This is a genomic window from Oculatella sp. FACHB-28, assembly GCF_014696015.1.
Lineage (GTDB): Bacteria > Cyanobacteriota > Cyanobacteriia > Elainellales > Elainellaceae > JAAUTN01.
Genome location: NZ_JACJPJ010000108.1, coordinates 1 through 25,511, shown reverse-complemented (window position 1 = coordinate 25,511; position 25,511 = coordinate 1). Strand labels below are relative to the sequence as shown.

At 45.0% G+C, this 25,511-nt stretch carries 17 protein-coding genes, 1 tRNA gene, 1 pseudogene and 1 CRISPR repeat array; of the genes and pseudogenes, 13 read left to right on the top strand and 6 right to left on the bottom strand.

All coding sequences use genetic code 11. From position 1 onward, the window contains the following. Positions 1-26: 26 nt before the first annotated feature. Positions 27-1,751, bottom strand: a complete 1,725-nt coding sequence (locus tag H6F88_RS31590) for a hypothetical protein (protein ID WP_190646793.1) — start codon at positions 1,749-1,751, stop codon at positions 27-29. A gap of 618 nt (positions 1,752-2,369) precedes the next feature. Here H6F88_RS31590 and H6F88_RS31585 point away from each other — a divergent pair. Beyond that, positions 2,370-2,442: transfer RNA gene (locus H6F88_RS31585), tRNA-Ala, on the top strand. Between the two features lie 154 nt (positions 2,443-2,596). Here H6F88_RS31585 and H6F88_RS31580 read toward each other — a convergent pair. The 4 genes from H6F88_RS31580 to H6F88_RS31565 are packed head-to-tail and all read right to left on the bottom strand — an operon-like array spanning position 2,597 to position 8,682. Then, positions 2,597-3,952: a TniQ family protein gene (locus tag H6F88_RS31580; protein WP_190646792.1), complete on the bottom strand. Its 1,356-nt coding sequence runs from the start codon at positions 3,950-3,952 to the stop codon at positions 2,597-2,599. 48 nt (positions 3,953-4,000) lie between these two features. Continuing rightward, positions 4,001-5,146 carry an ATP-binding protein gene (locus H6F88_RS31575; RefSeq protein ID WP_190646791.1) on the bottom strand — a complete coding sequence of 382 codons (1,146 nt, stop codon included), beginning with the start codon at positions 5,144-5,146 and terminating at the stop codon, positions 4,001-4,003. After that, positions 5,134-7,908 carry a DDE-type integrase/transposase/recombinase gene (locus H6F88_RS31570; RefSeq protein WP_190646790.1) on the bottom strand — a complete coding sequence of 925 codons (2,775 nt, stop codon included), beginning with the start codon at positions 7,906-7,908 and terminating at the stop codon, positions 5,134-5,136. Before H6F88_RS31570 ends, H6F88_RS31575 begins: the two co-directional genes overlap by 13 nt. 33 nt (positions 7,909-7,941) lie before the next feature. After that, positions 7,942-8,682, bottom strand: a complete 741-nt coding sequence (locus H6F88_RS31565) for a TniQ family protein (protein WP_190646789.1) — start codon at positions 8,680-8,682, stop codon at positions 7,942-7,944. A 427-nt stretch (positions 8,683-9,109) separates the two neighbouring features. Between H6F88_RS31565 and cas10d the strand changes: the two genes are divergently transcribed. Genes cas10d through cas6 form a run of 4 tightly spaced genes read left to right on the top strand, consistent with a single transcriptional unit; the run spans position 9,110 to position 14,646 of the window. Continuing rightward, on the top strand, positions 9,110-12,025 hold the full coding sequence (gene cas10d / locus H6F88_RS31560) for a type I-D CRISPR-associated protein Cas10d/Csc3 (RefSeq protein WP_190646788.1): 2,916 nt from the start codon (positions 9,110-9,112) through the stop codon (positions 12,023-12,025). Beyond that, positions 12,022-13,059 carry a type I-D CRISPR-associated protein Cas7/Csc2 gene (cas7d, locus tag H6F88_RS31555; RefSeq protein WP_190646787.1) on the top strand — a complete coding sequence of 346 codons (1,038 nt, stop codon included), beginning with the start codon at positions 12,022-12,024 and terminating at the stop codon, positions 13,057-13,059. Before cas10d ends, cas7d begins: the two co-directional genes overlap by 4 nt. Positions 13,060-13,070: 11 nt before the next feature. After that, complete coding sequence (cas5d, locus tag H6F88_RS31550) at positions 13,071-13,856, top strand: type I-D CRISPR-associated protein Cas5/Csc1 (protein ID WP_190646786.1); 786 nt, start codon at positions 13,071-13,073, stop codon at positions 13,854-13,856. Then, positions 13,825-14,646, top strand: a complete 822-nt coding sequence (gene cas6 / locus H6F88_RS31545; RefSeq protein WP_190646785.1) for a CRISPR-associated endoribonuclease Cas6 — start codon at positions 13,825-13,827, stop codon at positions 14,644-14,646. Before cas5d ends, cas6 begins: the two co-directional genes overlap by 32 nt. A gap of 203 nt (positions 14,647-14,849) precedes the next feature. Beyond that, positions 14,850-15,034: a CRISPR direct-repeat array (repeat unit 33 nt; unit sequence AGTTGCAAAGGTCACATCCCGGTTCACGGGACT). A 171-nt stretch (positions 15,035-15,205) separates the two neighbouring features. Here the strand turns inward: cas6 and H6F88_RS31540 are convergent. Further along, complete coding sequence (locus tag H6F88_RS31540) at positions 15,206-15,385, bottom strand: hypothetical protein (RefSeq protein ID WP_190646882.1); 180 nt, start codon at positions 15,383-15,385, stop codon at positions 15,206-15,208. Positions 15,386-15,598: 213 nt separating this feature from the next. Here H6F88_RS31540 and H6F88_RS31535 point away from each other — a divergent pair, with 213 nt between their 5' ends. From H6F88_RS31535 to H6F88_RS31505, 8 genes and pseudogenes are all read left to right on the top strand, one after another. Beyond that, on the top strand, positions 15,599-15,778 hold the full coding sequence (locus H6F88_RS31535; protein WP_190646784.1) for a hypothetical protein: 180 nt from the start codon (positions 15,599-15,601) through the stop codon (positions 15,776-15,778). 170 nt (positions 15,779-15,948) lie between these two features. Next, a complete protein-coding gene (locus H6F88_RS31530) occupies positions 15,949-19,989 on the top strand; it encodes a caspase family protein (protein ID WP_190646783.1) in 4,041 nt (1,346 codons plus the stop codon). Between the two features lie 144 nt (positions 19,990-20,133). Next, positions 20,134-20,523, top strand: a complete 390-nt coding sequence (locus tag H6F88_RS31525) for a hypothetical protein (RefSeq protein ID WP_190646782.1) — start codon at positions 20,134-20,136, stop codon at positions 20,521-20,523. 8 nt (positions 20,524-20,531) lie between these two features. Next, on the top strand, positions 20,532-21,467 hold the full coding sequence (locus H6F88_RS31520; protein ID WP_190646781.1) for a hypothetical protein: 936 nt from the start codon (positions 20,532-20,534) through the stop codon (positions 21,465-21,467). Between the two features lie 364 nt (positions 21,468-21,831). Next, positions 21,832-22,251 carry a type IIL restriction-modification enzyme MmeI gene (locus H6F88_RS31515; protein ID WP_190646780.1) on the top strand — a complete coding sequence of 140 codons (420 nt, stop codon included), beginning with the start codon at positions 21,832-21,834 and terminating at the stop codon, positions 22,249-22,251. A gap of 28 nt (positions 22,252-22,279) precedes the next feature. Beyond that, positions 22,280-24,160: pseudogene (locus H6F88_RS34775) on the top strand (hypothetical protein); the annotation flags it as partial. A gap of 381 nt (positions 24,161-24,541) precedes the next feature. Continuing rightward, positions 24,542-25,030 carry a hypothetical protein gene (locus H6F88_RS34770; RefSeq protein WP_347277771.1) on the top strand — a complete coding sequence of 163 codons (489 nt, stop codon included), beginning with the start codon at positions 24,542-24,544 and terminating at the stop codon, positions 25,028-25,030. A gap of 28 nt (positions 25,031-25,058) precedes the next feature. After that, positions 25,059-25,397 (top strand): hypothetical protein, encoded by a 339-nt coding sequence (locus H6F88_RS31505; RefSeq protein WP_190646778.1) that lies wholly within the window; start codon positions 25,059-25,061, stop codon positions 25,395-25,397. Positions 25,398-25,511: the final 114 nt, after the last annotated feature.

Genomic DNA, 25,511 nt, shown 5'->3' with positions numbered 1-25,511 from the left:
CTATTCTTAAATCCTAGTCAACTTAACTAGAAAGGAATATCCTTATATTCAGCAAACTCTATTGTCTGCTTTGTTGGTAAGTTTGAAGTATTTTCAGAGGACTCTTTTGACGGAACTATCTCTACTTTTACTTTACGTTGAAGTACTTTTTCAAATGCAGCCTCAATCAAAGCCACCCTATCTTGAGCAGTCTTTGACCACCCTTTTTGTATAAAGATTCTCACACCATAATCATCTAGCTTAAGTAATTCACCTTGTTGTCTCATCAGCATTCGTGTACTTGGTGGTTGAATCAAATCTAGCACCTGCTGCCAAATCTTATCTAGGTGCTGTCGCTCACTCTCAGTTTGCGGTTCCTGCTTAGACTTTGATATCAAATACTGGTTTTCAATCTCAAGGAACTCTAGATAGCTACGAAGCCCTCCCCCATACAACAGGTTCTCCATTGAAATACACGTCTTATTAAAACGCTGGGGCAGATCACTTGCTTTGATCAAATTAGTTGGAAGGAAGCCAGCTGTGATAATCCGATATTCAGGTTGGGCCTCATCCACCTCTTCTTGAATTAAAAAGCAAACTACAATAGCATTTTCTAAAACTTCTTCTTCACTAATAAACCATTCTATGGTGTCAGCCTCTCCATTTCGAGCCTTCACCTGTATACCAACTGCTGGATTAGCTTTTAGTCTGAAATCAACCTTTCCATCTCCTCCTACTCTCTGTTCATAGTCAACTTCAGTAACTAGACTTCCTATACGAGCAGAGAAAGCTTCTTCACCTAGCTTTCCTTTTAAGTTTTCTATGAATAACTTTTGATTAGGAGAAGATGATCTCTTAAATTTGTCAGTCATCTTCCAGCAGAAATCTCTTAGCCTCTTTGGGTTTTCACTTGAGATCAGCGTAACCTCACTGTGAAAACCCATAATATTAGATTGCAGTAGATTAGCTGGATTGGTCTGCAATCTTTCTATAAAGTCCCGCTGCTGAGATCTGAGGACATCTATAAAGCTCAAGAACGGTACAACTTCTACTTCTTCTTGTTTGATAGCCTGTTCTATAATTAGCTCATCTCTCCATCCAGGCTTAATTTGAACTAGCTCGGCTCTGGTAATGAACACTTTGAGGGTGTCTAGATATCTTTTATCGACTAAGACTTCAACTGCCGATTGCACAACGCTTAAATAATTACATTCCTTATCAGAAAAGATATGGTAAGTTTGGCGCGGACATCTGAGTTCAATTTCTAGTACTAAAGATGGCTCCATTCTAAATCTGTCGTCTTCCAACCGCTCTTCAGTAGTAAGAATACAGTCCTTCAATAAACCTGCTACATACCTATCTTCCTCACCCCCTTGAAGAAGATAATGAATCGTACTTGCAAGCAGCTGCTCATCTGAGCTTGAAATGTCTACTGTCTTGTATCTCCAATCAGGATCAGGATCGTGTAATCTTGGTACAACCTCAATGCCCTTCAGTTCAACTTTCTCTGCGTCTGTAATTATCTTGAAAGCATCATAGACTACATTTGTAATACAGTTTTCTTCGTTACTAAGAATTTTGAAAGCCTCACGAGGAGCAGTAATCTTTACGCCCCAGATATCCCTCCCAAAAGGATGGTCTGTGCGCTCTATAATCTCTATTTCTAAAGAGCATTGCTTAAGAATGTTAGCTGCATCTATATTCTCTGTCTCAACTAGATGGGCGGCATTAGCAAGAATCTTCTCAAAGTAAGCGTCTTTTGAGTTTTCCATAGTAGAACTTTGACTAATACCGCTAGGACAGATCTAGATAAGCATTCCTACTTTAGCTAAAGCTCATTCATCTCTCTTGAGAATGGATCTTTAGCTTCTTCATACAGCGTACCCATTCAAAATCCTGATCAGCGGCAGAAACTGTATAGATCCTATAAAGTTGCTCTGGTCAATGTGAGATTTACAGGAATCTTTGTTTGTAGAGGTATTCAGCAGACTTCTAGTTAATCAGACTATGATTAGAATAGTACTTTTGTTCTATTTTGGTTGCTTGTTAATGCAGCTACTTCAGCTACAGAGGAGCCCTCCTGAAGAGGTAAGTTGACTAGGACGTTGACCCAATCCGGTCGAACAGCTGATCAGAAATTGGCTTAAGCTGCATTTATAGTTGACGCTTTCAATATAAGAAAATCTTTTAGGAGCAGCAAAAAAGAACCCTGAATTTATACGACAGTTCATTAGTTTGACTAGTAAGATACAGCTTACTAGTCAAAGATTCCTATTTTTGACTTCTTCAGCTAGAATAAGAGACGCGCAACGGCTACCCTTCTAAGCTGACTAGTAAGTGACTAGTAAGTTAAAAAGCTTAGAAGCAGCGAAGCCCAAAAAGCGCAGTATGGGGCTATAGCTCAGCTGGTAGAGCACTGCAATGGCATTGCAGGGGTCAGGGATTCGAGTTCCCTTAGCTCCATTTTTTTTGAAGTGTACATTCGCACGTTAAATGTGATTTAAGGCATCCTTTTGCCGGAGCGGCAAAAGGATGCCTTAAATACTAAGCGGCAAAGGGATGCCTTATTATCAATCAACGAGAGTCAGTAGGCTCTTCTAAATTTAGAACCAGCCTTCTATTTCTTCAAACCAAGACTTTTTCGTGTTTCTTGTAAAACCCCACGAACCTTTTTATGTCTGAGATGACCTGGCTTAGTAAGATGTTCAGATACGCGAGCCTCTGAAGGATAGACACTTTGACTGTTAAGTCGGAGAACTACCTGTCTTACTTCCTCACAACACTTATCGACAGAGTTTAGATAACGAACCCGCTCATATTGGTCATACTGGGTAGAAATGGCGCGACATAAATCTTTAAAGTTTCGGTTAAGAGTTTCCCGATGGTAACCTAAATCCCTTGCTGTTGCTTCGAGCGACGGTGGTGGAAGTTTGTGGTCTAGGAGAACTTTTTCTAGTTGAGAACGAACCTGTTCATGGTTAACTAATTTGATAGCAGCTCTATGCTTCCTCTGCTGGCAACTTTTGGGTAGAAGTCTCACGGAACTGTCAGTTATTTTAATTACATCTTGCGTAAGCAGTTCAAGAACTGAAATTCTCAAACAAAAGCATAGCCTTACGAGAGCATCTAATTGAGGCAAATTCTTTCCGTTGCACCAGAGCCACACAGTATTTGTGGGGGTCTGGATCAATCGGGAAAATTTGGCTATATTACCTTCGCTAAAGTGTTTTGCACAATTGCTTAAACCATGAGCTACTCTCTCTTTAGAGATCTCGTTCTCTAACACGGGAGCTGCCGCAATTAGTTCTCCAACAGCATTTGCCGCCCAGACAAGCCACTCTAATTCAGTTTCTGCTAAATCTTTGCATTCCGAGGATGAGGGAGACGAGCTTCCCAACCATTTTTCGCATTTGAAGCAATGCCCTGTTCGCGATCGCCAAGTAAGAGGAAGATTAGACTCATGGCAATGGGGACATCTACTGCACAATAGTTGCTGATGAATGGGACAAATCTTTACTACGTTTAATGTCCACAGTAAAGGTTCATATATTTCATAACCATTAACACGTTGCTCTTCATAACATTTTGGACACCAAGCTCTAGTGGAGCGCATTAGTGCTCTTGATGGAAGCACTTTAGACCAAGACAACATGGTCAACAGATGAAGCCTATTATGCCCTGTAAGTTTGTTTAAGGCTTGAACCAAATCAGATGCCATCACGCCCGTACCGTTTAATGCACAAGTATGGCTATAGATTGTATGTAAATTTGCACCTGCATATTGTTTTGCCACAAGTGGGGCGATTTCTCTCTCCATCAAAACCCCTGGATATACACTATGGGATTCCGCTAAGCGAGTAATATACCCTGTTAAACTTTCAACACTAGCTGTCCCAATACTAGCTAAATCAAGATGATACAAGGTACTACGCGAAGGAATAGTAGGCTGGTTTAAATCCCATAATTCCAACATATCTATGCCCTCAATTAATGTTTCGTAATGTATCTAAGTTCAATTAAATCAGGATTGTGCAGTGCTAGACTGCTCCGACTCACCTACGGGGTCCCGCTTCGGCTTACGTTGACCAGGTCGGGGGTTACCTTGCTTTGATTTATTGGATTGAAGTTGTTCGCTATCCGAAGGATTTGCTGCCGGTTTTCGTTCCCCTAATAACTCGTTTCGCAGAATCTGTTCCCCCCGCTCTGCTTCCTCACGTATTTGATTGCGCCGAGTCACAGAAAGCTCCCCTTTCTTTAAGTGCTTCACCAACAAAGTTTTTGCGTTGTCATTTAAAGCGATTCTTAGCGAACGATGTAGCCAATCCTTAAGAACCCCAACACATCCGAGACAGTACTCACACAGATAGTCGTAGTGCTTCTCAAGATCAGATTCTTCATGCAAAGGCATGTGTCGGAGGAAAGTTTGAATTACCCGAATAAGCTCGGTGTAATCTTCTTTCTTATCGGGAAGATATCTTGCAAGATGAATATCTTCACTACGCCTTCCTGTTTGTCCATTCCAAGTGCGACAGTTAAGCAACTCATAAGTACCAAATAGGACATGAGTTGTTTCACTAAGATTAGCAATAGATTTCATCCAATTGAACTGACGTAGCATTTGAGCAGCACCTGCTGCCATAAGAAGGTGCTGTGCTTCATCCAAAGTAAAAGCAATTAATTCTCGGTTCTTTAATGCTTTCTCTAAAGCTCGTCGGTAGGCAGCAGAATCTCCATTTGAAGTGTCACTAATTGGCTTAGAATTTTCTCCTATTAGGGATGGATATAAAATCTTGTACTGGATAAGCACTTCACTCAATGCTTCTAAGCCGCGAATATAATAATCTTTATAGTTGAATTTACCTGGTTCTTCACGAACTTCTGTTCCAGCTACTATAATTCGTCCGGGATTACTTAAAACTTCTGCTTTAAACTGTTCGTTCAGCCTCTTATGAAGCTGATGCTGCAAAGTCGATTTACCAGAACCTGTGCATCCAAAAACAAGAAATAAGGAAGTTCCGGCAGGCTCAACAACACATTCCAAAAGTTGCTTAAGCGCGTTGTTGATATTTCGATGAGGGGCAAAGACCTTTTTTCGGAAATATTCCAATTTTTCGGAGTTGGAACTGAGAAGTAAATCCTCTGATAATGGACGATCTACATTTGCCATAAAGCATCATCCTCGTAAGGTTCAATACTAGTAACATCAATTCCACTAGCATTTTCATCGGTAGATTCAAGTATTGGATCATTCATATCATCACAACTATCATCCGTTGGTAGTTGCAAGCTTATAACTTGACTGGAAGATGGAGAAAAATAACTTCCATTAATATGTTGTTGTACATCCAGTGCAGACAAATCTCGTTGGCGCTGTAAGGCTTGCTTTTCAGTTGGTCGATCTGACGATAAGAAACGAAGTGCATTTCCTTTAGCAAGATCTGATAGTTCTTGCCCATATTTGCGCCGTTCTTGGCGTTTCTCAACGCTGTAAATTTGTAATTCTTTTTCTGTACGTCCCCGAAGTGTTGAATAATGTTCGGAGATGCAATGTACCCATAGTCCCCCAACAAAGGCAAAAGCCTCACCTAAGTCAAAAGGATTGTACCGAACGGGAACCTGCTTACCTTCGACACCTTGATGATTAAAGGAACCATCTTTAGCGGTGTACCAAAAACCATTGATTTTAATACCACGGCTAATCTGAACTTTGGCTGTGCCTTTTCTAGTTGATGGAAGCGTTAACATGATAAATGCTTCGTTGTAATTAGTGAGTTGGTGTGGGCGACTACCAGTATGTAGTAAGGCTTGGTCAAACGCTTCTCGAGGAGTTTGACCAAGTGCTGGATGAGTTTTTTCGTTATCATAAAACCCATAGCAATATCCAGAAGCATAGTGTTCGTAAAGCTCGCCTAGATTCCAAATAGCTTGCCGCTTAGGATCATTTGATTTTGTTACCCAGCGAACGTGCTTGGTAATTTGAGTATTAGCTCTTAAGTTGTAAAAGAATTGAGTATGGCTTGTGCCGAAAAAGCGTTCGATTATCGAACCAAACCGAGGACTTCCTGCAGGACGATGTTCCTTGTGGCATTCACATGCAGCTAACAATGTATCAAAATAGGTGCTTTGAAACTCCTTTCCATTATCAACAAGGATAGCTTCTGGAAAACGGTTAAAACGTAGCACACAGATTCTCAGTACCATCATGCAGCTACGATAGCTAGGCGGATCAAAGGACATCCACACTGCAAGAATTCGACGGCTATAAGCGTCAATCAAAACAGTAGTCCAAGGTCTACCAAGATTACGCGCAGTGCGCGGACAAACTACCTCAATGTCTTCTTCAGTGTGATCGATGTGGCAGATCTCAAATGGGCGACTACCATGTCGTGGAGTTTTATAATCTAGTTCCCAATAGGTAGATGCTACTTGATAAGCAGCACGCTTTCCTTGTCTTGCTAGAGTTTTTTGATGAATTGGACGATTTTTTACTCGCTCACAGAAAGCTTGATAACTTGGAGGATCTCCTGCTATTCTACCCTCCTCTTTCTCCCTACTCCATTCAGCTAGTAATACACCATAAGCTGCGATCCTAGTTGGTTGTGTACCTGTCTCGTATTCTGCTTTAATAATCTTGTCAACAAAATCCCATATTTCTTGCGAGTAACGGGAGTAATGGTTGCCTGGATTCTTCTGAGGAATTAACCCAATAAAGCCACAACCGTATTTTGCTTCAGCATCCCGGTAATTCGCTAGCCAAAACCTGATTGTGCGATCAGCCGTATTTCCATGTACAGGCTGTCCGTGTAATCTAGGAGCAATTATCCAGTAACGTCGATTTGCTTCTTTTAAATCTGTAGGACTTGCTGTCAACAAGGTGTCTCGGACTTTATCCGAAAAACCTTCTTCCTTAAGAACTTTGGGGTAGACAACGTCTCCTTGTTGAACTAACGCATTGAAATTAGCATAACTGAGACGAATTAAATTACTGTCACCTTGTATATAAATTAAGCCTTCGCCAACATGAAGAATCTTTCGTAACTTTCCGTTCCAGTAAAAAGTAGTTCCTTCAACAATATCTACAACTTGCAACGCATTTTCTAATGAATGAACTTGAGTCTGTTGTATCAATACACACGCCTCAGCAACTTGCTGATTTGAGAAGATCCTCACTTGATCCTGATTATCTGTCAGAGAAACTGCATCCTGGTTAACCCAAATCACGTTTTCTGCAATAAGAGCATAGATGTCATCAATTGTTGCCTCGCTTATCTCCTGGCGCAATTGACTGAGAAAAATCCCTTCAGGATGGGAAGCCACAATCGCAGTAATACTCTTCTCAATCCGCTCATCAACTTGATATTTTCTACCGAGATTAAGGTAGGCCCGAAGGCATCTAATATTGCTGACTTTAACCCAGTTAATTTCAGTATCTGTGCGAATCCTGAAACGAAAACCATATTGTTGTATAACCTCCTCAGCAGGCAGACTTCGCCATTGGCCATTTTCATCCCGATAATAGCGGTTGGGTTGCTGCTCTGATAGTTCTACTAGTCTCTTTTCAGGTTTCCATTCGTCAATTGCAATAAAGTCTTTGTAGAAGACACAGTAATCTGGAACGTACCCAGTTGTAACGACCCTGCTATCTCTTGACAGATATTTGAGTGTGAATCGATATGGTTGATCGAGGTATCCTAAAACTTCATTGTTATATTCGTAAAATTGTTCTAAACCTGGTTGCTCAACCTTACCAGATTCAAATGCGATAGTCCTACCCATCTTTGTACTAGAGTAGAAGCCATAAGTGTTATTGGCTCCACCTCCTACTCTTCGTACTGGCTCAGAAGAAAGTATTTCCTTTAAAAGTTCACGACCTATTTCTGGTAGACTCAAGTGGTTAATCCACTGCTTTAGTTCTTCCCCTGACAGCATTACTTTTCCTCCATTGATTGCTAGCTAATCAAATCAACCCAAACTTATAAATTTCATCATCTGTTCTGCAATCTCAAGATATTGTTCTAATTGCAACGCAATTAGAAGTTCTTTTTCAGATGCTGCTGCACGAACACCTAACCAATTAAAGCACTGAGAACATTGAGCCCCTCTTGTTTTAGCCGTGAGAGGGCGCTGCGATTTTCGACAGTGTGGACAGTGGAACTGTAGCGGTTTGTGATGATAGGGGCATATCATGACAGCAGAAATTGACCAAAGGAGGGGCTCGTAAATGGAATGTCCGCTCGAATGCCATTGCTGAAAACATTCGGGGCACCAGGCTCGTAAATCTCGCCCTAGCTCCCGCCCCGTCATACCCTCCAAAACTTGATTTGTGTCGATAGGAATAATCAGTGATTGCAGATCTGCCCTCAATGTCAATAACTGAAGCCCCTCAAGATACTGCCAAGCCAATAGCCCATACTCGTTGGGATTCTTCCGGTAAACAGGCTTAGTCATAGAAGACACTAAAACACCACATCCATCCGCTTGTAGGGTGTAAACTCCTCCAAAACTAATGGAGTAGTTCTTCCTGAAAATGGGGAGGATTTCTTTCTTAAGCAAAATTCCTGGAGAGACACAATGTGCTTCAGCAAGGCGGCAAATATAGCTGATTAAACTTTCAACGTATGGAGTACCGACTGCAATTGGCTCTAGATGGTAAAGTCTGCTCCGTTCGGGGATATTTAGAAGGGTTAAATTCTCAGAAGTCATAGGTTGTGGGTTCTCTACAATATGTTGCTTTGTTACCTGTTCACCTCTTTGCTGATTAGAAAACTCTGGAGAGACAGATTTCCTCCATTAATGTATAGATGAGTTGACTTATACCAAGAGCTTGATACTAGATCGTTACAATTTTTGCTATTGACCCACTATGAGATCTATTTACACTAGCCTCAATAGGTACAGGTGTATTAATGAAAGATATTAGCAGGTTATCCCTCAAGAAGAAACAAAGAAATACTTAACAGGTAATTGAATAGCCAGTGACTGCTTCCATCTCACTTCTTCAGCGAGTTGTAGAGTATGAAGAACCACTTTGCTCTCAATCGAAAGAAAATATTGCTTTTCTGATTCCTTCCAGAAATTTCCTGTAGCATTCGGAGAATTACCAGCACTCTGAGCTCAAACTGGGTTCGTTATGGCAACCCTTCTTCAGACTCTCCTCCTTCAGACACTACCAGCCGATCTCGATCCAGTGCTTCTTGCTTATATCGAGACAGTACTACCTGCTGTGGAACAGAAGTTTGGGATGCTCCCTGTTGTTGAAGGATCAAGCAACGATAGGTTTGTACAGCTAGGAAAACTGGATGAGGTGCAGCGGGTATTTTACAGCACTAATGATTCTGACCAAAGCTTGTTGATCTTCATTCTAAATGGACTCCTAACTGTCTGGAACTTACTTCCATTCCTGAGTAAAAAACTTGCATTATCTGACAGTGAAAAACGGCTGCTTTGCTTAGGATTCACATTCCAGGGTTATCGCAACCTTTGGCAGCACAGCGCAAAAACTTCAGAACGTACACCAGTTATTCTCTTAGGAGAAACTTTGAACCTTGACGCATTTTGGGCAGGGTGGCAAGAGTATCTACCAGAGCTTACTTATATAGTTCCAACTATTTATCAGACGGCAGGAGAGAGGATTGCTCCAACAAAACAATCTCCTTATAAAATTCCTGAACCTCGGCTGAAATTGCTTCTAAACCAACTTCTTACTTTTGGAAAGATCGCCGCTCACATTTCCGACCCTGCTGATATTGTCGTTACACTGAGGGGCAATTACCTCCAAGGGGTAATGAATGAGCTGGGGATTAATCGCACTCTGATTTATCATCGCCTCCGTAATTGTATTGGACTACTCACCAACAGTATCCACAATGCAGTCCTGCAATTTACTGAGAAGCTGGACTGGCAACCAATTTTATTTTTCCCTGAAGGCATTATTTACCTTGCACCACCCAATAGTGGAGTACCCACTCACATAGAATTCCAGGAGTTTGCATGGAAACAGATCAGTGATCGATTAATAGACAGTATGCTTCGAGGAGAAGCTGGCTTCAAGCGAGATGGTAAAGGTCTAAAAGCTGCACCTCAAACGCTGGAGCTATTCTCACCAGCCCAGTTGATTCGGAATTTACCTAGTATCATCAAAGCTTACGTCAGAAATGAGAAGGAACCAGCAACGCCTAAACGACTGGTAAGGCTTAGTCTTGACTCAACCGAGCAGGAGTTTTTGGCGGGGGGTGCCGATTTAAGAAGCGATCGCCTTGCAGAGTTTCTCATCCTGGTTCAACGAGAATTTTTTAGGAATCGTCCCGAATTCATTGCCTGGATTCTTGAAAAACTAGAGATTCAATCTGACATCACTCCTGAACAGACTCAGCGGAATGCGGGAGGCGTGAACTTAGGTTGGTATCATGCAGCCGCTCATTACGTTGCCAAGCATCCCACTCCGAACTCAAATAACCCAGTTCCAAATCACTTCTTGATAGAGCTTCAAGATTTAGCGGAACAGTTAGCAACCTGGGCTGAGCAAAATCAGCTGTTGCCCACTCACCCTAATCCGACTCGCGAAATTTTTTATGACTATGTGACACAATACCTTGAAATTCAAAGCTGGGATGTACAAGCAACCTCGTTTCAACGAGAATTGGCAGGCTACGTCAATGCTAAGACCAAGCTTGCCAAGCAGCCCATTTGCTCCTTAAGTTCTGGAGAATTTCTCTCAGAAGATCAGGTGGACTCGGTAGTTCTGTTCAAACCGCAGCAGTACAGCAACAAGAATTCGCTGGGGGGGCGGCAGCTTAAGCGAGGGATTTCTAAGATTTGGTCGTTGGAGATGCTCCTACGGCAGGCATTCTGGTCTGTTCCCGCAGGCAAACTGGAAGATCAACAGCCTATTTTTCTATACCTTTTTCCTGCCTTTGTCCACGCTCCCCAAATCACAAAAGCCATTCGACTTTTAGTCAATCAACTCAAGCAGGTCAACTTGTGGGAAATTCGTCGATTCTGGCAGGAGCACGGGATGGATGCCAATGCTTTGCGCTTCTACCCCTGGCTTAGAACTGATCTCGACTCAAACACGGAAGATAAACGTGATCTGCCTTTCCTGGCGGTCACTTACACCACTACAAAAGGTAAAACTACGACTGATGCCTGGATTGAACCTGCGTTTTTAGCAATCGCGCTCCCACTTCTACTGGGTATTAAAGTAGTTGCTACTGCCAGTTCCGTACCTTCTTACAACAGGGGCAGCGAGTTTCAGGCGACAGCACAGGTGGATGGACCCGCAAGTTTTTGGAGTCTTTTGGGTTTGCCAACTACCCTTCATCTGGAGGAGCACTTGCAGGAGCAGTCCAAACATCTGAGTGATTGGATCGATCGCTTACTGATTGCCTACACGATTCATCTTGATTGTCGGTCGAAACCCCCCGACTCTCGCTGGCAATCATTTCCGGGTACAGTACATGCGATCGTAACGGATGTCTTAGCTATTTTTAGCCTTGCTCGCTCGCATTTTCAAAATCTTTCGGATGACAAAGTTCAACAGTACTGGGAATTTGCTCAGATTTGGGCAGCAGGAGATCTAAATATGGAACAGCAACTTGAACTGACTCAACGGCTGGTTCAGGAATATCGCATGTTCTATCGAGTCCATGTGGCGAAATCATCCTACGCCATTGTTCTCCCCCTATCGAAGGTCTTAGAAGACATTCTTTCAACTTCCAGTGACCTACCGATCGAGACCCTTATGTTACAGACAGCAGGACGGCTGCATGATGCCCTAAAGCGCCAGGAACCTTACAAGCGTCCTTTGATCATGGATCAGTCGCTGTCGATTGAAATTCGCGTCAACAACGAGATACAGGCAATCCATCAGTTCGTAACTACCTGTATCAAGGATCTATTTCTAGGGCAGTACAAAGGCGATCGCGCCCTCCTGCAAGAACACCGCCATCGAGTTAAGTCAGGTGCTGAGTTTGCTTACCGCCTACTGGCAATGCAGGAGTCGGAATCTAAAACGAAACAGCAGGACGTGGAAGGAGCACAACTATGAGCCTGCTGGAGAAACTAAGACCTCAATTTCACGCTGCTTTTCCCCGCTTGGCATCGGGAAACTATGTTCACTTTTTCCTGGTGCGTCACAGCCAGTCTTTTCCAGTCTTTCAAACCGACGGAGTACTGAATACGGCTCGAACTCAAGCTGGATTGGAAAGTGAGGGTGAAAAGTCCAGACAACTGATCACTCGTTTAGTGATGTTCAAACGCAAGCAGGTGACACCAGAACGATTGGTTGGGCGGCAACTGCTGCGATCGCTGGGATTGACTAGTGCAGTGGAAGGGGAAAACAACTTTTGCGAGTACAACAGTCAAAAATCGTGCAAAAAGTGCCCAGATTGTATTATCTACGGATTTGGTATTGGAGATAAAGGAGCAGAGCGCTCAAAGGTTTACTCAGACTCAGCCTTCTCGCTTAGTCCCTATGAAACCTCTCATCGCAGTTTTACCTTCAACGCCCCATCTGAAAACGGCACGATGAGCGAAAAAGGAGAAATGAGGAATTCGATTAATGACTTGGATCACGTCCTGCCGGAAGTGACGTTTCCCAGTGTCGAAACCTTGCGTGATCCAACATTTGAGGGATTCATTTATGTGCTGGGTAATCTGCTTCGCACCCGCCGTTATGGCGGGCAAGAATCTCGAACCGGAACGATGACTAACCATATTATCGGTATTGCCTTTTGCGACGGTGAGGTTTTCAGCAACCTGTATTTCACCCAAGCAATCTATGATGCCTTGAGTGCAAAAGGTGATACTCAGGTACCCATTGGAGAAGTTCGCCAGCAGGCAGCAATGGTGGCAGAAAACTGTTTGAGGAAGGAGCCAGTTCGCAGCACTATAATTTCTGGCAATGAACTAGATAGTTTACTGGAGGAAGTGATTGGTATGTATCAGGATGAAGCAAGGCTGCGAACCACGATGAGTACGCTGTGTCAAAAAGCCCAGACCTACTCCGAAACCTATGGAGCACTAGTCCTTGAAAAGAAAAAAGCAGAGAAGAAGAAAGCAGAGCAAGGCTCTTCTATTTGAGAGGTGGTCAAATGGTTCTCTATTTCTGTCATCTGACCCTCCACGACAACGTATTCTTTGCCTCGCGTGAGATGGGAACTCTCTACGAGACAGAGAAATACCTACACAACTGGGCACTTAGCTTTGCCTTCTTTGAAGCAACCTACATCCCAAGACCATACAGTTTGCAGGGCGAAACTGCCCAACGTCCCGGCTACTTGGAGGCGGATAACGAACAAAACCTGTTGCATCTGAACGATGCAGGAATTTATGTCTTTCCAGCCTTACCCATTCGCTGGTCATACCAAGTTAATACTTTCAAATCGTCTCCTGTTGCCTACTGCGATCGCCCTAAAAAATTAGGCGAAAAAGGCAGCGATCGCAACTATCCCATTAACTACGGGCGAGCAAAAGAATTAGCAGTAGGCAGCACCTATAGAACGTATATTATTGCGCCTGAAACTGTTCAAATTCCCCGTTGGATTAGATTGGGTAAGTGGGCAGCCAAAATTCAAGTAGAGGTAAAACCAATTCCCGAAGCGGGGATCAAACAAAAATCAGGTGAGTATATTTGTGAGCATCCTTTAAATCCAATAGATTTACCCGATTCAAATCGCTTACTGCTATACAACCGAGTTGTCATGCCTCCTGTAAGCCTGCTGAGTCAAGCACAACTATTCGGTAACTATTGGAAAATTTCCAAACCAGCTAACTGGCAGGGATTGACAGAATGGTCAGCCCTTAAAGGCTTGCCGAGTAGAGTTTGCTTACCAAGTGGAATAGCGTATGGAGCCAGTAATGCCCCTGCCCTGTGTTGAGCCTACTGGGTTAAATACTCTAGTCGTTCATTTAAGAGCCGCAGAGAGTGGGGCTTTACCTTCAGCTTGTGGTCGAGCCATTTATGCTCAAGTTTTAGAGTGGTTTCGTCAAGGCAATCCAGAAGTTTCTGAGGCAATTCACAAGAGCCAAGAAGCGCCCCTCAGCCTTTCTAGATTAATGAGTCAATGTCAGAAGACAGAAGCGAAGGCAGGAGATGAATTCTATTTCCGAATTGGACTGTTGAACGGAGGTCTTATAGAACCGTTGCTCAAGGGATTAGAGAAATTGGAAGATGCACCGTTCTCCTTGGCAAGATTTTCTTTTGTAATTCAAAGCATCAACATGCTGCCGGGTACTGATTCATGGGTTCGTTCATCTGATTATGCTCTGCTTACTAAGACCCCCATCATATTGAATGAATTGACACTGAAATACCTCTCTCCAACTAGCTTTAAGCTGAACACTGGGCAAGGAATTCAACCCTTTCCCTTACCTGAAGCTGTGTTCGGCAGTTTATGTCGCCGTTGGAATGCATTTGCCCCGGCAGAATTAAAATTTCGTGGAGTTCATTGGAGCGGATGGACTTCTGATTACAACCTTAAAACTGAAAAGGTGAGAATAAAAAATTCAGTTGAACTTGGAGCAGTTGGCTGGGTCAGGTACCGATTTCCTGATTCAGAGCAGGCAAAAATTGCAACGATATTGGCTCATTTTGCTTTCTTTTCTGGAGTGGGGCGAAAGACAGCGATGGGAATGGGCGAGACAGTGCTAGACAATTCAGTGCGATGAGATTTTTGGCAAACCTAAGCGAGGGCTAAAATCCCAGAAGGTTTGCCAGAATTGCCAGAACCCATAAACTACAATACTTTCTGGTTTTTATTAGCTGAAATGAAAGAACGATGGTAAGTTTTTGAAAGGGATATTTAACCCCCAATTTGAGGTTTGCCAAAACTGTCCTTGAAAGCCGTTTATCCCCTGCCTTTTACACGCATCAGTTGCAAAGGTCACATCCCGGTTCACGGGACTGAAAGTCTTTGTCTAGAACGTTTTCCTCTCCATCGGGTCCAAGTTGCAAAGGTCACATCCCGGTTCACGGGACTAAAAGCGGAAACATCCCAATCGCGACTATCAAACCCTGAAGTTGCAAAGGTCACATCCCGGTTCACGGGACTGAAAGATGTATGTCTGGAGCCTCTAACACCATCTGAAGAGCAGATGCTTGCATCGCAGTTTTGCATAGCTCTTTCTAGTTGCGCGTTTAAGAATCTGAAATGCGAGTCAGCAGACTATAAAACAGGTGTACTGAGGAAAGAATAATAAGAGCAATAGCTCAAAAAAGGTTTGAGAACTATCGTTTCTGCGGATTTTCTGAACCGGGGGGAATTTCCCCCGTTTTTTGTGCTTCTAGGACGGCAACTTCGATCAGGAAAGATCCCAAATTAGCGGTGGGGCGACCTTGTTTGTCTGCCCATCGCTCTAAGGCTTCATAAATGGAATCTGGCAAGGTGATGTGAATACGCTTGCTCACGGGCGGCTCTGGCATTGGTGTCGTCCTTTATCGTACATGCCAAGGTGGACAAGTTAGATTATAACGACATAATAGCTACCTTTTAGCTACAAATTTGGGCTTGCTTCGTGCTAAATTTGGAGCGAATCTTTGAATAACAAGAGCCAGTCCCCGCCTGGTAAGCATGAAGACTGGCTCTGACTCCGTTTGTTTAGTTTTGGAGATGAGTTCATTATGTCGTATCAGAACCGTTTGAATCCCTGGCTTGTGGTTCGACTGTTGCCAACGATGCAACAGATAGTTGTTGGTAGGTTTCGCAATTGGTCGAATGCGGACGGACACCGAAAAACGCTGAAGCAGTTGATTCCTCAAGCTGAGTTTTCGGTCGTGTTTGATCCAAGTGACCCAATGTAGTTCGGTCTTTAGGTTCGGTCTTTAGGGCGTGTTTGGGCGATCGCTCCTATTCTCGAGGGCGATCGCCTTCTTTGCCTTTGCCAAAGTCTAAAGATCGCATCCAAATCACGGCTTTTCCTGGAATTGTGTGTCAAATTCGTCGAAGGAATTTTAGTTGAGCAGTTTCTCCTATGAGCCGCGATGCTTTAGTCGTTGGGATCAATACCTATCAGTGCGATGGCTTGCAGAATTTGTCAGCACCTGCCAACGATGCAGAAGCGATCGCTCAACGGCTTCAACAGGATGGCAATTTCAATGTCATACGTCTACCGGAGTATCTAGACCCATTTGAGGATGATGCTCGTCGGATTGCTCACAACGAAAATGTCACAGTAGCAGACCTGGAAGCAGCATTAGAACAGCTTTTTTATCCTGAAGGGAACAGCATTCCTGATACAGCTCTTTTTTACTTTTCTGGACATGGACTACGGAAAACAGGGCGGCGAAGTTCAGAGGGATTTTTGGCAGCGAGTGACGCTAATCCAGCTGCACGGAATTGGGGATTGAGTTTGAAGTGGTTGCGGGAATTGTTGCAGGAAAGCCCAATCCGGCAGCAGATTGTTTGGTTGGATTGCTGCTACTCAGGAGAATTGCTGAATTTTTCGGAGGCTGATCCGGGCAATCGAGGGCGGGCACGCGATCGCTGTTTCATTGCGGCTTCAAGAGAATTTGAGCCAGTACTTGGGGTAAATGGAGAAGAGTATAGTGCGTTCACTCAGGCAATTCTGCGCGGATTTGATTTAGCGCCACCGTCAAATCAATGGGTGACGAATGAAACCTTAGTAACCTTTTTACGGCAAGAATTGAAGGCAGAACCTCAGCGATTTGTGTCCAACAATGTGGGCGTGATCAATCTTGTTTCTAGAGCGACAAGCACTGCCGAACCAACGCCTGCGATCGCTGAGTCACCCCCTGAGCAAACCTGTCAGGCAGCGGGGTTGGCAACACAATTGCGGGAGTGGTTTGAGACGCTGGACTACAAATTTGAGTCGTACAAGGTTTGGGATACAAATTATTTTGAATGGGGCATTAACATTCCAACACGACGAGGATATGACCGGGTAGTGGTACGGGGAGTCGCTGGCGAGGCAAGTATCGGGGATTTTATAGCCCTTCGCCAAGCAGTTGAGCAACAGAGAACTGATGAAGGATGGCTAGTGACCAATCGCCGAATTAGTCCTGCTTGCCGTACTGAAAAGACAAAGGAGGAAAACCAGCACCTTTATTGCTACACCTTGGATGAATTGCTGGATCAAACCGCTGACTTTAGTGGATATTTGAGCTGGCTTGAACAAGAGATTCAGCAACGGAAGATTGATCAGAACTATGTGCCTCTGGCTTGCACTAAAGAAGAATTTGATTTGGTAACGAAGCAGAGGATGGGGGTTAGCCGTTATGCAGCGGAGGATGGCTGGGTTGATGGCTATGTAGATCGCTGGCTGGATGACCCGGCGAAAGAGCACCTGTCGATTTTGGGGGAATTTGGCACAGGCAAGACCTGGTTTGTGCTGCATTATGCCTGGATAGCTTTGCAACGATATAAAGACGCGAAACAACGGGGTGTAGAACGTCCGCGTCTGCCGCTGGTAATTCCGCTCCGGGATTATGCCAAAGCAGTGAGTGTGGAATCGCTGTTTTCAGAATTCTTTTTCCGTAAGCATGAAATTCCAATTCCTGGCTATTCGGTATTTGAACAACTGAACCAGATGGGCAAGCTGCTGCTGATCTTTGACGGGTTTGATGAGATGGCAGCCAGGATAAACCGTCAGCAGATGGTGAATAACTTCTGGGAGTTGGCGAAGGTCGTAGTGCCGGGAGCCAAAGTGATTTTGACCTGCCGCACGGAGCATTTTCCAGAGGCGAAGGAAGGACGGGCATTGCTAAGTGCAGAGTTGCAGGCATCTACAATTCATCTGCCGTTTGAAACGCCCCGCTTTGAAGTGCTGGAATTGGAGAAGTTTAATGATGACCAGATTCGACAGGTGCTGGCGTTTCAGGCGCAATCGGAAACAGTCGAACAGGTAATGAGCAACCCAGCCCTTCTGGATTTGGCTCGTCGTCCGGTGATGACGGAACTAGTTATAGAAGCGCTCCCGGAGATTGAAGCCGGAAAACCTATAGACATTGCACGGGTCTATCTCTACGCAGTGCGACACAAAATGCAGCGAGACATTAAGGCAGAGCGTACCTTTACGTCTCTAGCAGATAAGCTTTATTTTCTGTGTGAATTGTCCTGGGAGATGCTTTCGACGGATCGGATGAGCATAAACTACGTAGAGTTTCCAGACCGCATTCGCACGCTATTTAGTTCTCAGGTGCAGGAAGAGAAAGATTTAGACCACTGGCAGTACGACATGATGGGGCAAACGATGCTGATTCGCAACGCCGAAGGCGATTACAGCCCTGCCCATCGCTCCCTTCTGGAGTTTTTTGTGGCTTACAAGCTGGTGGCAGAGTTGGGCATATTAGCCCCTGACTTTACCGAATTAGCTCAGGCTCAAGCCTATCTGGATGATACTGCTTCGGCAACAGTCTACACCTGGACAAACTACTTTCAGCGTCAGTGTGGGGCAGAGAATCTGCCTCTACCCATCGCGCCACTCCACTCATTCACCACTGCTCCTCTGGAACAACTGATGCAACACCTAGCGGATTCTCCGTTGGCAAAAGCTGTGCTGGATCTGGCAGTACCGATGCTGGATAAACAGGGTTATCGAGAACGGCTGCTAGCCCTGGTGCAGACAACGCGGGCTAAGCAACAGAGTGAAGTCTGGTACTTCGGAGGTAACCTGGTGAAATTACTGCTGGGAGTCAATCCCTATGCTCTGGAGCAGAGTGACTTGAGCCAGACAGTATTGATGCAAGTTAACTTTGCCCCTGTCAGTTTGCGCTGGGTGAACTTGGTGAATGCAGATTTGACTGGAGCTGTTGTCGCGCCAGTGTTAGGAGGGGTGAATTCTGTAACGTTCAGCCCGGACAGCAAATACCTAGCAATCGGAGATAGCAGAGGCACGATTCAACTCTGGGAAACAGCGACCAGACGGATTCTATTATTTCTTCAGGGGCATCAGGATTGGGTCAGGTCAGTTGCCTTTAGCCCCGATGGAGAACGGATTGCCTCGGGTGGTGCTGACGCTACAGTGCGGCTGTGGGACTTGCAGGGCAACCCAGTAGGTCAGCCCTTTCAGGGGCATCAGGGAGGGGTCAGGTCAGTTGCCTTTAGCCCCGATGGAGAACGGATTGCCTCGGGTAGTGACGACGCTACAGTGCGGCTGTGGGACTTGCAGGGCAACCCAGTAGGTCAGCCCTTTCAGGGGCATGAGGGAGGGGTCAGGTCAGTTGCCTTTAGCCCCGATGGAGAACGGATTGTCTCGGGTAGTGACGACGCTACAGTGCGGTTGTGGGACTTGCAGGGCAACCCAGTAGGTCAGCCCTTTCAGGGGCATCAGGATTGGGTCAGGTCAGTTGCCTTTAGCCCCGATGGAGAACGGATTGTCTCGGGTGGTGGTGACGCTACAGTGCGGCTGTGGGACTTGCAGGGCAACCCGGTAGGTCAGCCCTTTCAGGGGCATGAGGATTGGGTCAGGTCAGTCGCCTTTAGCCCCAATGGAGAACGGATTGCCTCGGGTAGTGACGACGCTACAGTGCGGCTGTGGGACTTGCAGGGCAACCCAGTAGGTCAGCCCTTTCAGGGGCATGAGAGAGGGGTCTGGTCGGTTGCCTTAAGCCCCGATGGAGAACGGATTGCCTCGGGTAGTGACGACGCTACAGTGCGGCTGTGGGACTTGCAGGGCAACCCGGTAGGTCAGCCCTTTCAGGGGCATCAGGATTGGGTCAGGTCAGTTGCCTTTAGCCCCGATGGAGAACGGATTGTCTCGGGTGGTATTGACGCTACAGTGCGGCTGTGGGACTTGCAGGGCAACCCAGTAGGTCAGCCCTTTCAGGGACATGAGGATTGGGTCAGGTCAGTCACCTTTAGCCCCGATGGAGAACGGATTGTCTCGGGTGGTGATGACGAAACCCTTCGCCTTTGGAATGCTGCTACAGGTGAGTGCCTGCAAGTGATTAATTGCCAGCACTGTGCTGGGTTAAATATTACTGGGGCAACTGGGCTAACCAGTGCCCAGCGCACAGCATTAAAGCTTATGGGAGCCATTGATGAGGAGTTTTGAATTTTGGATTGTGAAATGCTCAGTCAGAACTCGAATTTTGTGGTCAGGAGGGCGATCGCTCCTGACCATCATTTGAAACTTCTGCCACTCCTTCACAAGGTTATTCTCTGAGTAATAGTTCTTCCTATTTGTAGGAATTGCACAATGCCGACCCCGAAATTTTCCCCAGAAGATATTTTGGAATGCGCCCGTTCCATCCGTCCGTCTTTGCCATCCCTATTAGGTTCAGATGCTACTCAGGTTGATCAACAACTGGCTGACTTGCTAGCACAAGCACAAGCTGGAGAATCAGTTGATACCCAAATTCTGGAGCTACTCAAAAGCAATCCGAATACATTTCAGTGGATTAAGGAGTTTTTGAGTTCAGCGCAGGTTTCAAGAGGATTTGAACGTCTACCCGGTGGCAGTGGTGCTGTTCCCGCGCAGAAGTACGTCTGCCCTCAAGGCGATTATGTCTGGTATCGGCGATCGGTTGGGATTTCTGTACCGACCTGCCCCACACATGGTGAACTTATCCCTGATCAGGGAGCATAGAAATTGCCATGCCAACCAAATTGTTAGAAAGCCTGGGCGGAAAACTGGCAGAACAGTGGGTAGCCAACTTATTCACTCCAGCTTTTGTCTTTTGGTTGGGTGGATTAGCCGCGTGGATTCAAAAATTTGGCTGGCGTTCATTAGAGCAATGGTTCACTCAACTGGTCGAACCCCTCCAGATCGCTATTTTGTTTGTGGGCTTGTTGATCGTTTTGGTCACTGCCTTCGCTATTCAAAAGCTAGATCTGGCGGTGCTGCGATTTTTTGAGGGTTACTGGTCTAGCTGGATGAATCCCTTGCGTCGCTGGCTCCTCAAGCAACAGCATAAGAAACTCAATCGACTTGACCAGCGTTGGCAAGACCTGGCAATTAAGCGGGATCAGTTGCGGCAAGCTCAAAAGGATCTGAATCCCGAAGAGCTAGATGAGTTGATTGCGATCGACTGGCAGTTGCGCCAAGCCCCATCCCAACCCGAACGGCTAATGCCTACCCAACTGGGCAATCTCCTCAGGGCAGCCGAAAGCCGTCCAACTGAGAAATATGGATTGGATGCGGTAATTTGCTGGTCGCGCCTGTGGTTAGTTCTTCCCGATGCTGTCAAAAAAGAATTGCAGGAAGCCCGTACCGATCTCAATACAGCAGCGCGTGTTTGGTTATGGGGAGTCTTGTTTTGGGTTTGGGTGGTTTGGGCTTGGTGGGCAATTCCAGTCGGGATAGTAGTAGCATGGTTTGCTTATGGCTGGATGCTGGAAGCTGCCGCAACCTACAGCGACCTATTAGAGTCAGCCTTTGACTTACACCGCCTAGAGCTTTACAAATCCCTTCACTTTCCCGTTCCCACTAACCCAGCTGAAGAAAAGCAGTTTGGGCAACAGCTTACCGAGTACCTGTGGCGGGGAAGCGATCGCCCCTACCCAGAATTTACTCAACCACCCAAATCGTAGTTTTGGTTCGATGCCCTATCAGTTTAGAGAGCAATCCTGAAGTATGAGCTGAGATGCTGTTGTTGGGGAGGTTAATCGCTATGGGCATTTAGGGTTCTCAACAACTCTTCGCGAGGATAGGGGGCGATCGCTTTTTGTTTGCCGGTTTTATTTCAGAATGAATGCCAATCGTATTGCTGGTTAATCTCTTGCAATCCTGTGAATTCCCTGACATTCGCTTGAGCGCAATGCCAAAATAGTGGGCAGCCTAAGCATAAATTACGAGACGTAACGCTTTTGTCTGTCATGCCCTTTCTTTGGTCGCTCAACCCTCTTCTTACTGTGTCTACCAGTTGTGCTGGTGTTGGAAATGGGGGAAGTGGGTATGAAGCCTGAAGATGGCGATCGCATCCAAGCATTCCTCAAAAAATGGCAGGGTTCGCAGGGGAATGAGCGAGCCAACTATCAGGGATTTTTTCTGGATTTGTGTGAGGCGTTGGGGGTTGATCGCCCGCCGCCAAAGGGAAATATTCCAGGCGACCCGTACTGTTTTGATAAAGACATTCAGGTGATTCACAAGGATGGAATCACGACCAATTTTGCTGATTTTTATAAGGAAGGGCATTTCCTGATTGAGGCAAAGCAGGGCGGCAATTCCTCAAAGCGGGGCACGGCAAAGCGGGGCACAAAGACCTATGACACGGCGATGGAGAAGGCGTTTTATCAGGCGTTGAGCTATACGCCCTTTTTGCCGAGCAAGCCGCCCTTTGTGATTCGCCCCCGTCCCAACCTCCCAATCCTCTGAATTCAATCCTGTCAATCCCTATCTAGGACTCTATGCCTTTGAAGAGAAGCAGAAGAATCGCTTTTTTGGACGGGAACAGGCAGTTTGGGATGTCATTGGCTGCATCTCTAGTAATCGATTTCTGGCAGTGATGGGTTCCTCTGGTAGTGGAAAATCTTCCCTGATTAAAGCGGGAGTGCTGCCAAAACTCAGACAGAGCCATTTTTCTGGTAATAACCAGTGGGACATTGAGGTCATCACTCCCGGTCGGCATCCTCGACGGCGGTTGATAGAATTTCTGGAGCAACACCAGTCTTCTCAGGTTCCCTTTTTGTTAATCATTGATCAGTTTGAGGAAGTCTTTACGCTCTGCGAAGATGAGTCCGAGCGACGAGGGTTCATCCGGTTGATTGCAAACGAAGCCGGAAGAACTGACTGTGAAACCCGAATTGTCGTTGTGATTCGAGCGGATTTCATGGTGAAGTGTGGCGACTATCCCGAAATTGCTGATCTGATTAATGTTTCTCGTCCTACGGGGTACATGGTGAAGTCGCTGTGTTTGCCAGACTTTCGGGCGGAGTTGGAGGAGGCGATCGCCAAACCTGCTGCTCAACAAGGTGTTGACTTTGAGCCAGGATTAATTCAGCAAATTATTTCTGATGTCATTGATCGTCCGGGAGCATTACCGCTATTGCAATATGCTCTTAAGGAGTTATGGAAGGTCTGCATTGAGGAAACAGAATCTCCTCAGCCCTGCTTAACCTGGAAAAGCTACGACAAGATTGGTCGAGTAGGTGGTGCATTAGAAAGACAAGCAACCTTGCTTTATAACAGCTTTAGCAAATCAGAACAGGAGTTTGTCCGTCGGCTGTTTGTAGAAGAACTAGTACAACTTGGAGAGGGGGAAGCCGTTACGCGCCGCCGTACAACTTGGGAGCGGTTAGACGCAATTGCCCAACTCCCAAAGTTTGCGCCAGACATGATGCGCGAGGTCATCAATCAGTTAGCTAATGAGCGGCTGATAGCAACTGATGAGAAGACCATTGAATTGGCTCATGAATCGCTGCTGCCTGAATGGGCACTTCTACAAAGCTGGATTGAAAGCGATCGAGAGAAAATTCGCCTTAAGCATCGAGTTGAGTCGGATTGTTTTGATTGGAAAGACAAGTATCAAGCGTCAGATGATGCGCTGTTATCAGGTGCTCTACTAGCAGCTGTTGAAGAGAAACTCGATTGGCAGAACTTACCAGAAGCGGAGTATGTGAGAAAAAGTTTGGAAAGGCGCGATCGAGAGTTTCAAGAACTAAAGCGGCTGAAGGAAGAAGCTGAGGCGAGGGCGATCGCAGAACTCGAAAAGAAATTAGAGGCAGAAAGACGAGCCGAAGCCGAAGCACAAACAGCAAAAGAAGCAACTGCTAGAGCCAAAGCTGAAAAACGCAAAAGACAGTTTGCGATCGTTGCTGGAGTGCTGGCAACTTTTAGCTTAGGGTTAGGAGGTTTTGCACAATATCAGCAAGCAAGAGCATCGGAACAAGAAGCACGAATTATTGGGGAATCGCTTGGTAAAGCTAAACAACTCTTAGAAACTCATAATGAACTTGAGGCTGCTCTAGCCAGTGTAAAACTACTGAGCGAACTGAAAGAGATAGACAGAGAGAAAGATCAAGAGTTAAGAGAATTACAAGAAATATTGTTGAGTATCAATGAACGCAATCGATTAGAAGTCCATACTGGAGAAATTGTTGGCATCGATTCCGATCCAAATGGAGACGTAATTGTGTCTGGTGGCGCTGATAAAGATATTGGGATCTGGAGATTTCAAGGAAGTTCTTTACCAATTATCAAATCAGCACATACAGATTTAATTAGATCTGTGAGATTCGGTCATAGCTCAGAATTTTTTGCATCAGGCAGTACTGATAAACACGTAATAATTTGGGATACCCAAGGTAATAAATTAAGTGATTTAATTCATAGAGATAAAGTTTACGACATCGGCTTCAGTAATAACAATCAAGAAATTGCTGCTGTTGGTAAAGGAGGATTTATATCAATATGGAATATTGAAGATGTTAATAACCCGTTGCCAGCGCAGGTTCTCTTTGAGCAGGAATCTTTAGAAAATGCAGAGTATAAGATATACGGTTTGGATTTCCATCCTCAAAGAAAAATACTTGTTACTACAGGGCATGAGAATTATGACATTGCACTATGGAATTATGGAAGCAATATTAGTGATCCAAAGCGTTTTAGAGCAACAGAGGAATTATCTTCCGTAGCCACCTCAGTCAGATTTAGCAATAACGGGGACATGATAGTATCATCTGATGACAAAGGGTTTATAAATATATGGGCTCAACAAGGACAACTTCTGGGTAGAATTAAAGCTCCTGAAAATTATGTATTCTATGCAGAATTTAGCCCAGATGATAAATTCATCGCCTCCACCAACTTTAGTCAATCCATAAAAATATGGGATGTCGCTGAAGTAATTGAAACTTGGAGAAACAAAGGAGAACCCGAAACACGCTATAGAGAAATTGTTTCTCCTGGCTCAGTTGATCGCATTAGCTTCATTCCAAACCCAACACGGTTGGGAACGAGTTCCCTAGTTTTTTCTTCCGCTGATCAAGATGGAAATATTAGGATTTGGGAAATTGAAAAGAGTGAAGCGGTGAATGAGAAATTTCAGCCCACTTTGGATAATTTAATGTTGTTAGGGTGTCAAATTTTACACAACTATTCAAGTACCTCCCCTGAAATAATAGAGGAAGATTTGCCTTTTTGCTTAAGAAACTAGTTTACAACTTACATTAGGGAGATCGATTATGTGTGGTAGTGGTAGTGCAAAATGTCCTAGCTTGGACAGAATTATTACAAATATTAAAGCCTTAAGCCGCCTTAACTCTAGTGAGATGTTCACTTCCCAGGAGAGGAATGAATTAATTGCTGATACTGTTAAGCTGACAGAGGATCTAATTTCACCTGATGAAAATGGAGAAGTAGATCCGAGGATAGCCCAAGAAATTAGTGTTCACATGTCTAGAATCATGCAACTCCTGTTAGAAACCTCTTTTCGCAGTGAAGGCTTGAGTGGCGATGAAATTCAGAATAAAATTTCAAATGATATTGATGCAATTCAACAATCTATAAGTGAATGTCAATAATTATTAACCTGGCAATAAATGAGACTACATCTGTTCAAGCAGCATAAGCAATGAATGGATGTTTGAAATACTTGATGATTCGGGTAGGGAGCTTCTGAAGTTTGAATAGATGAG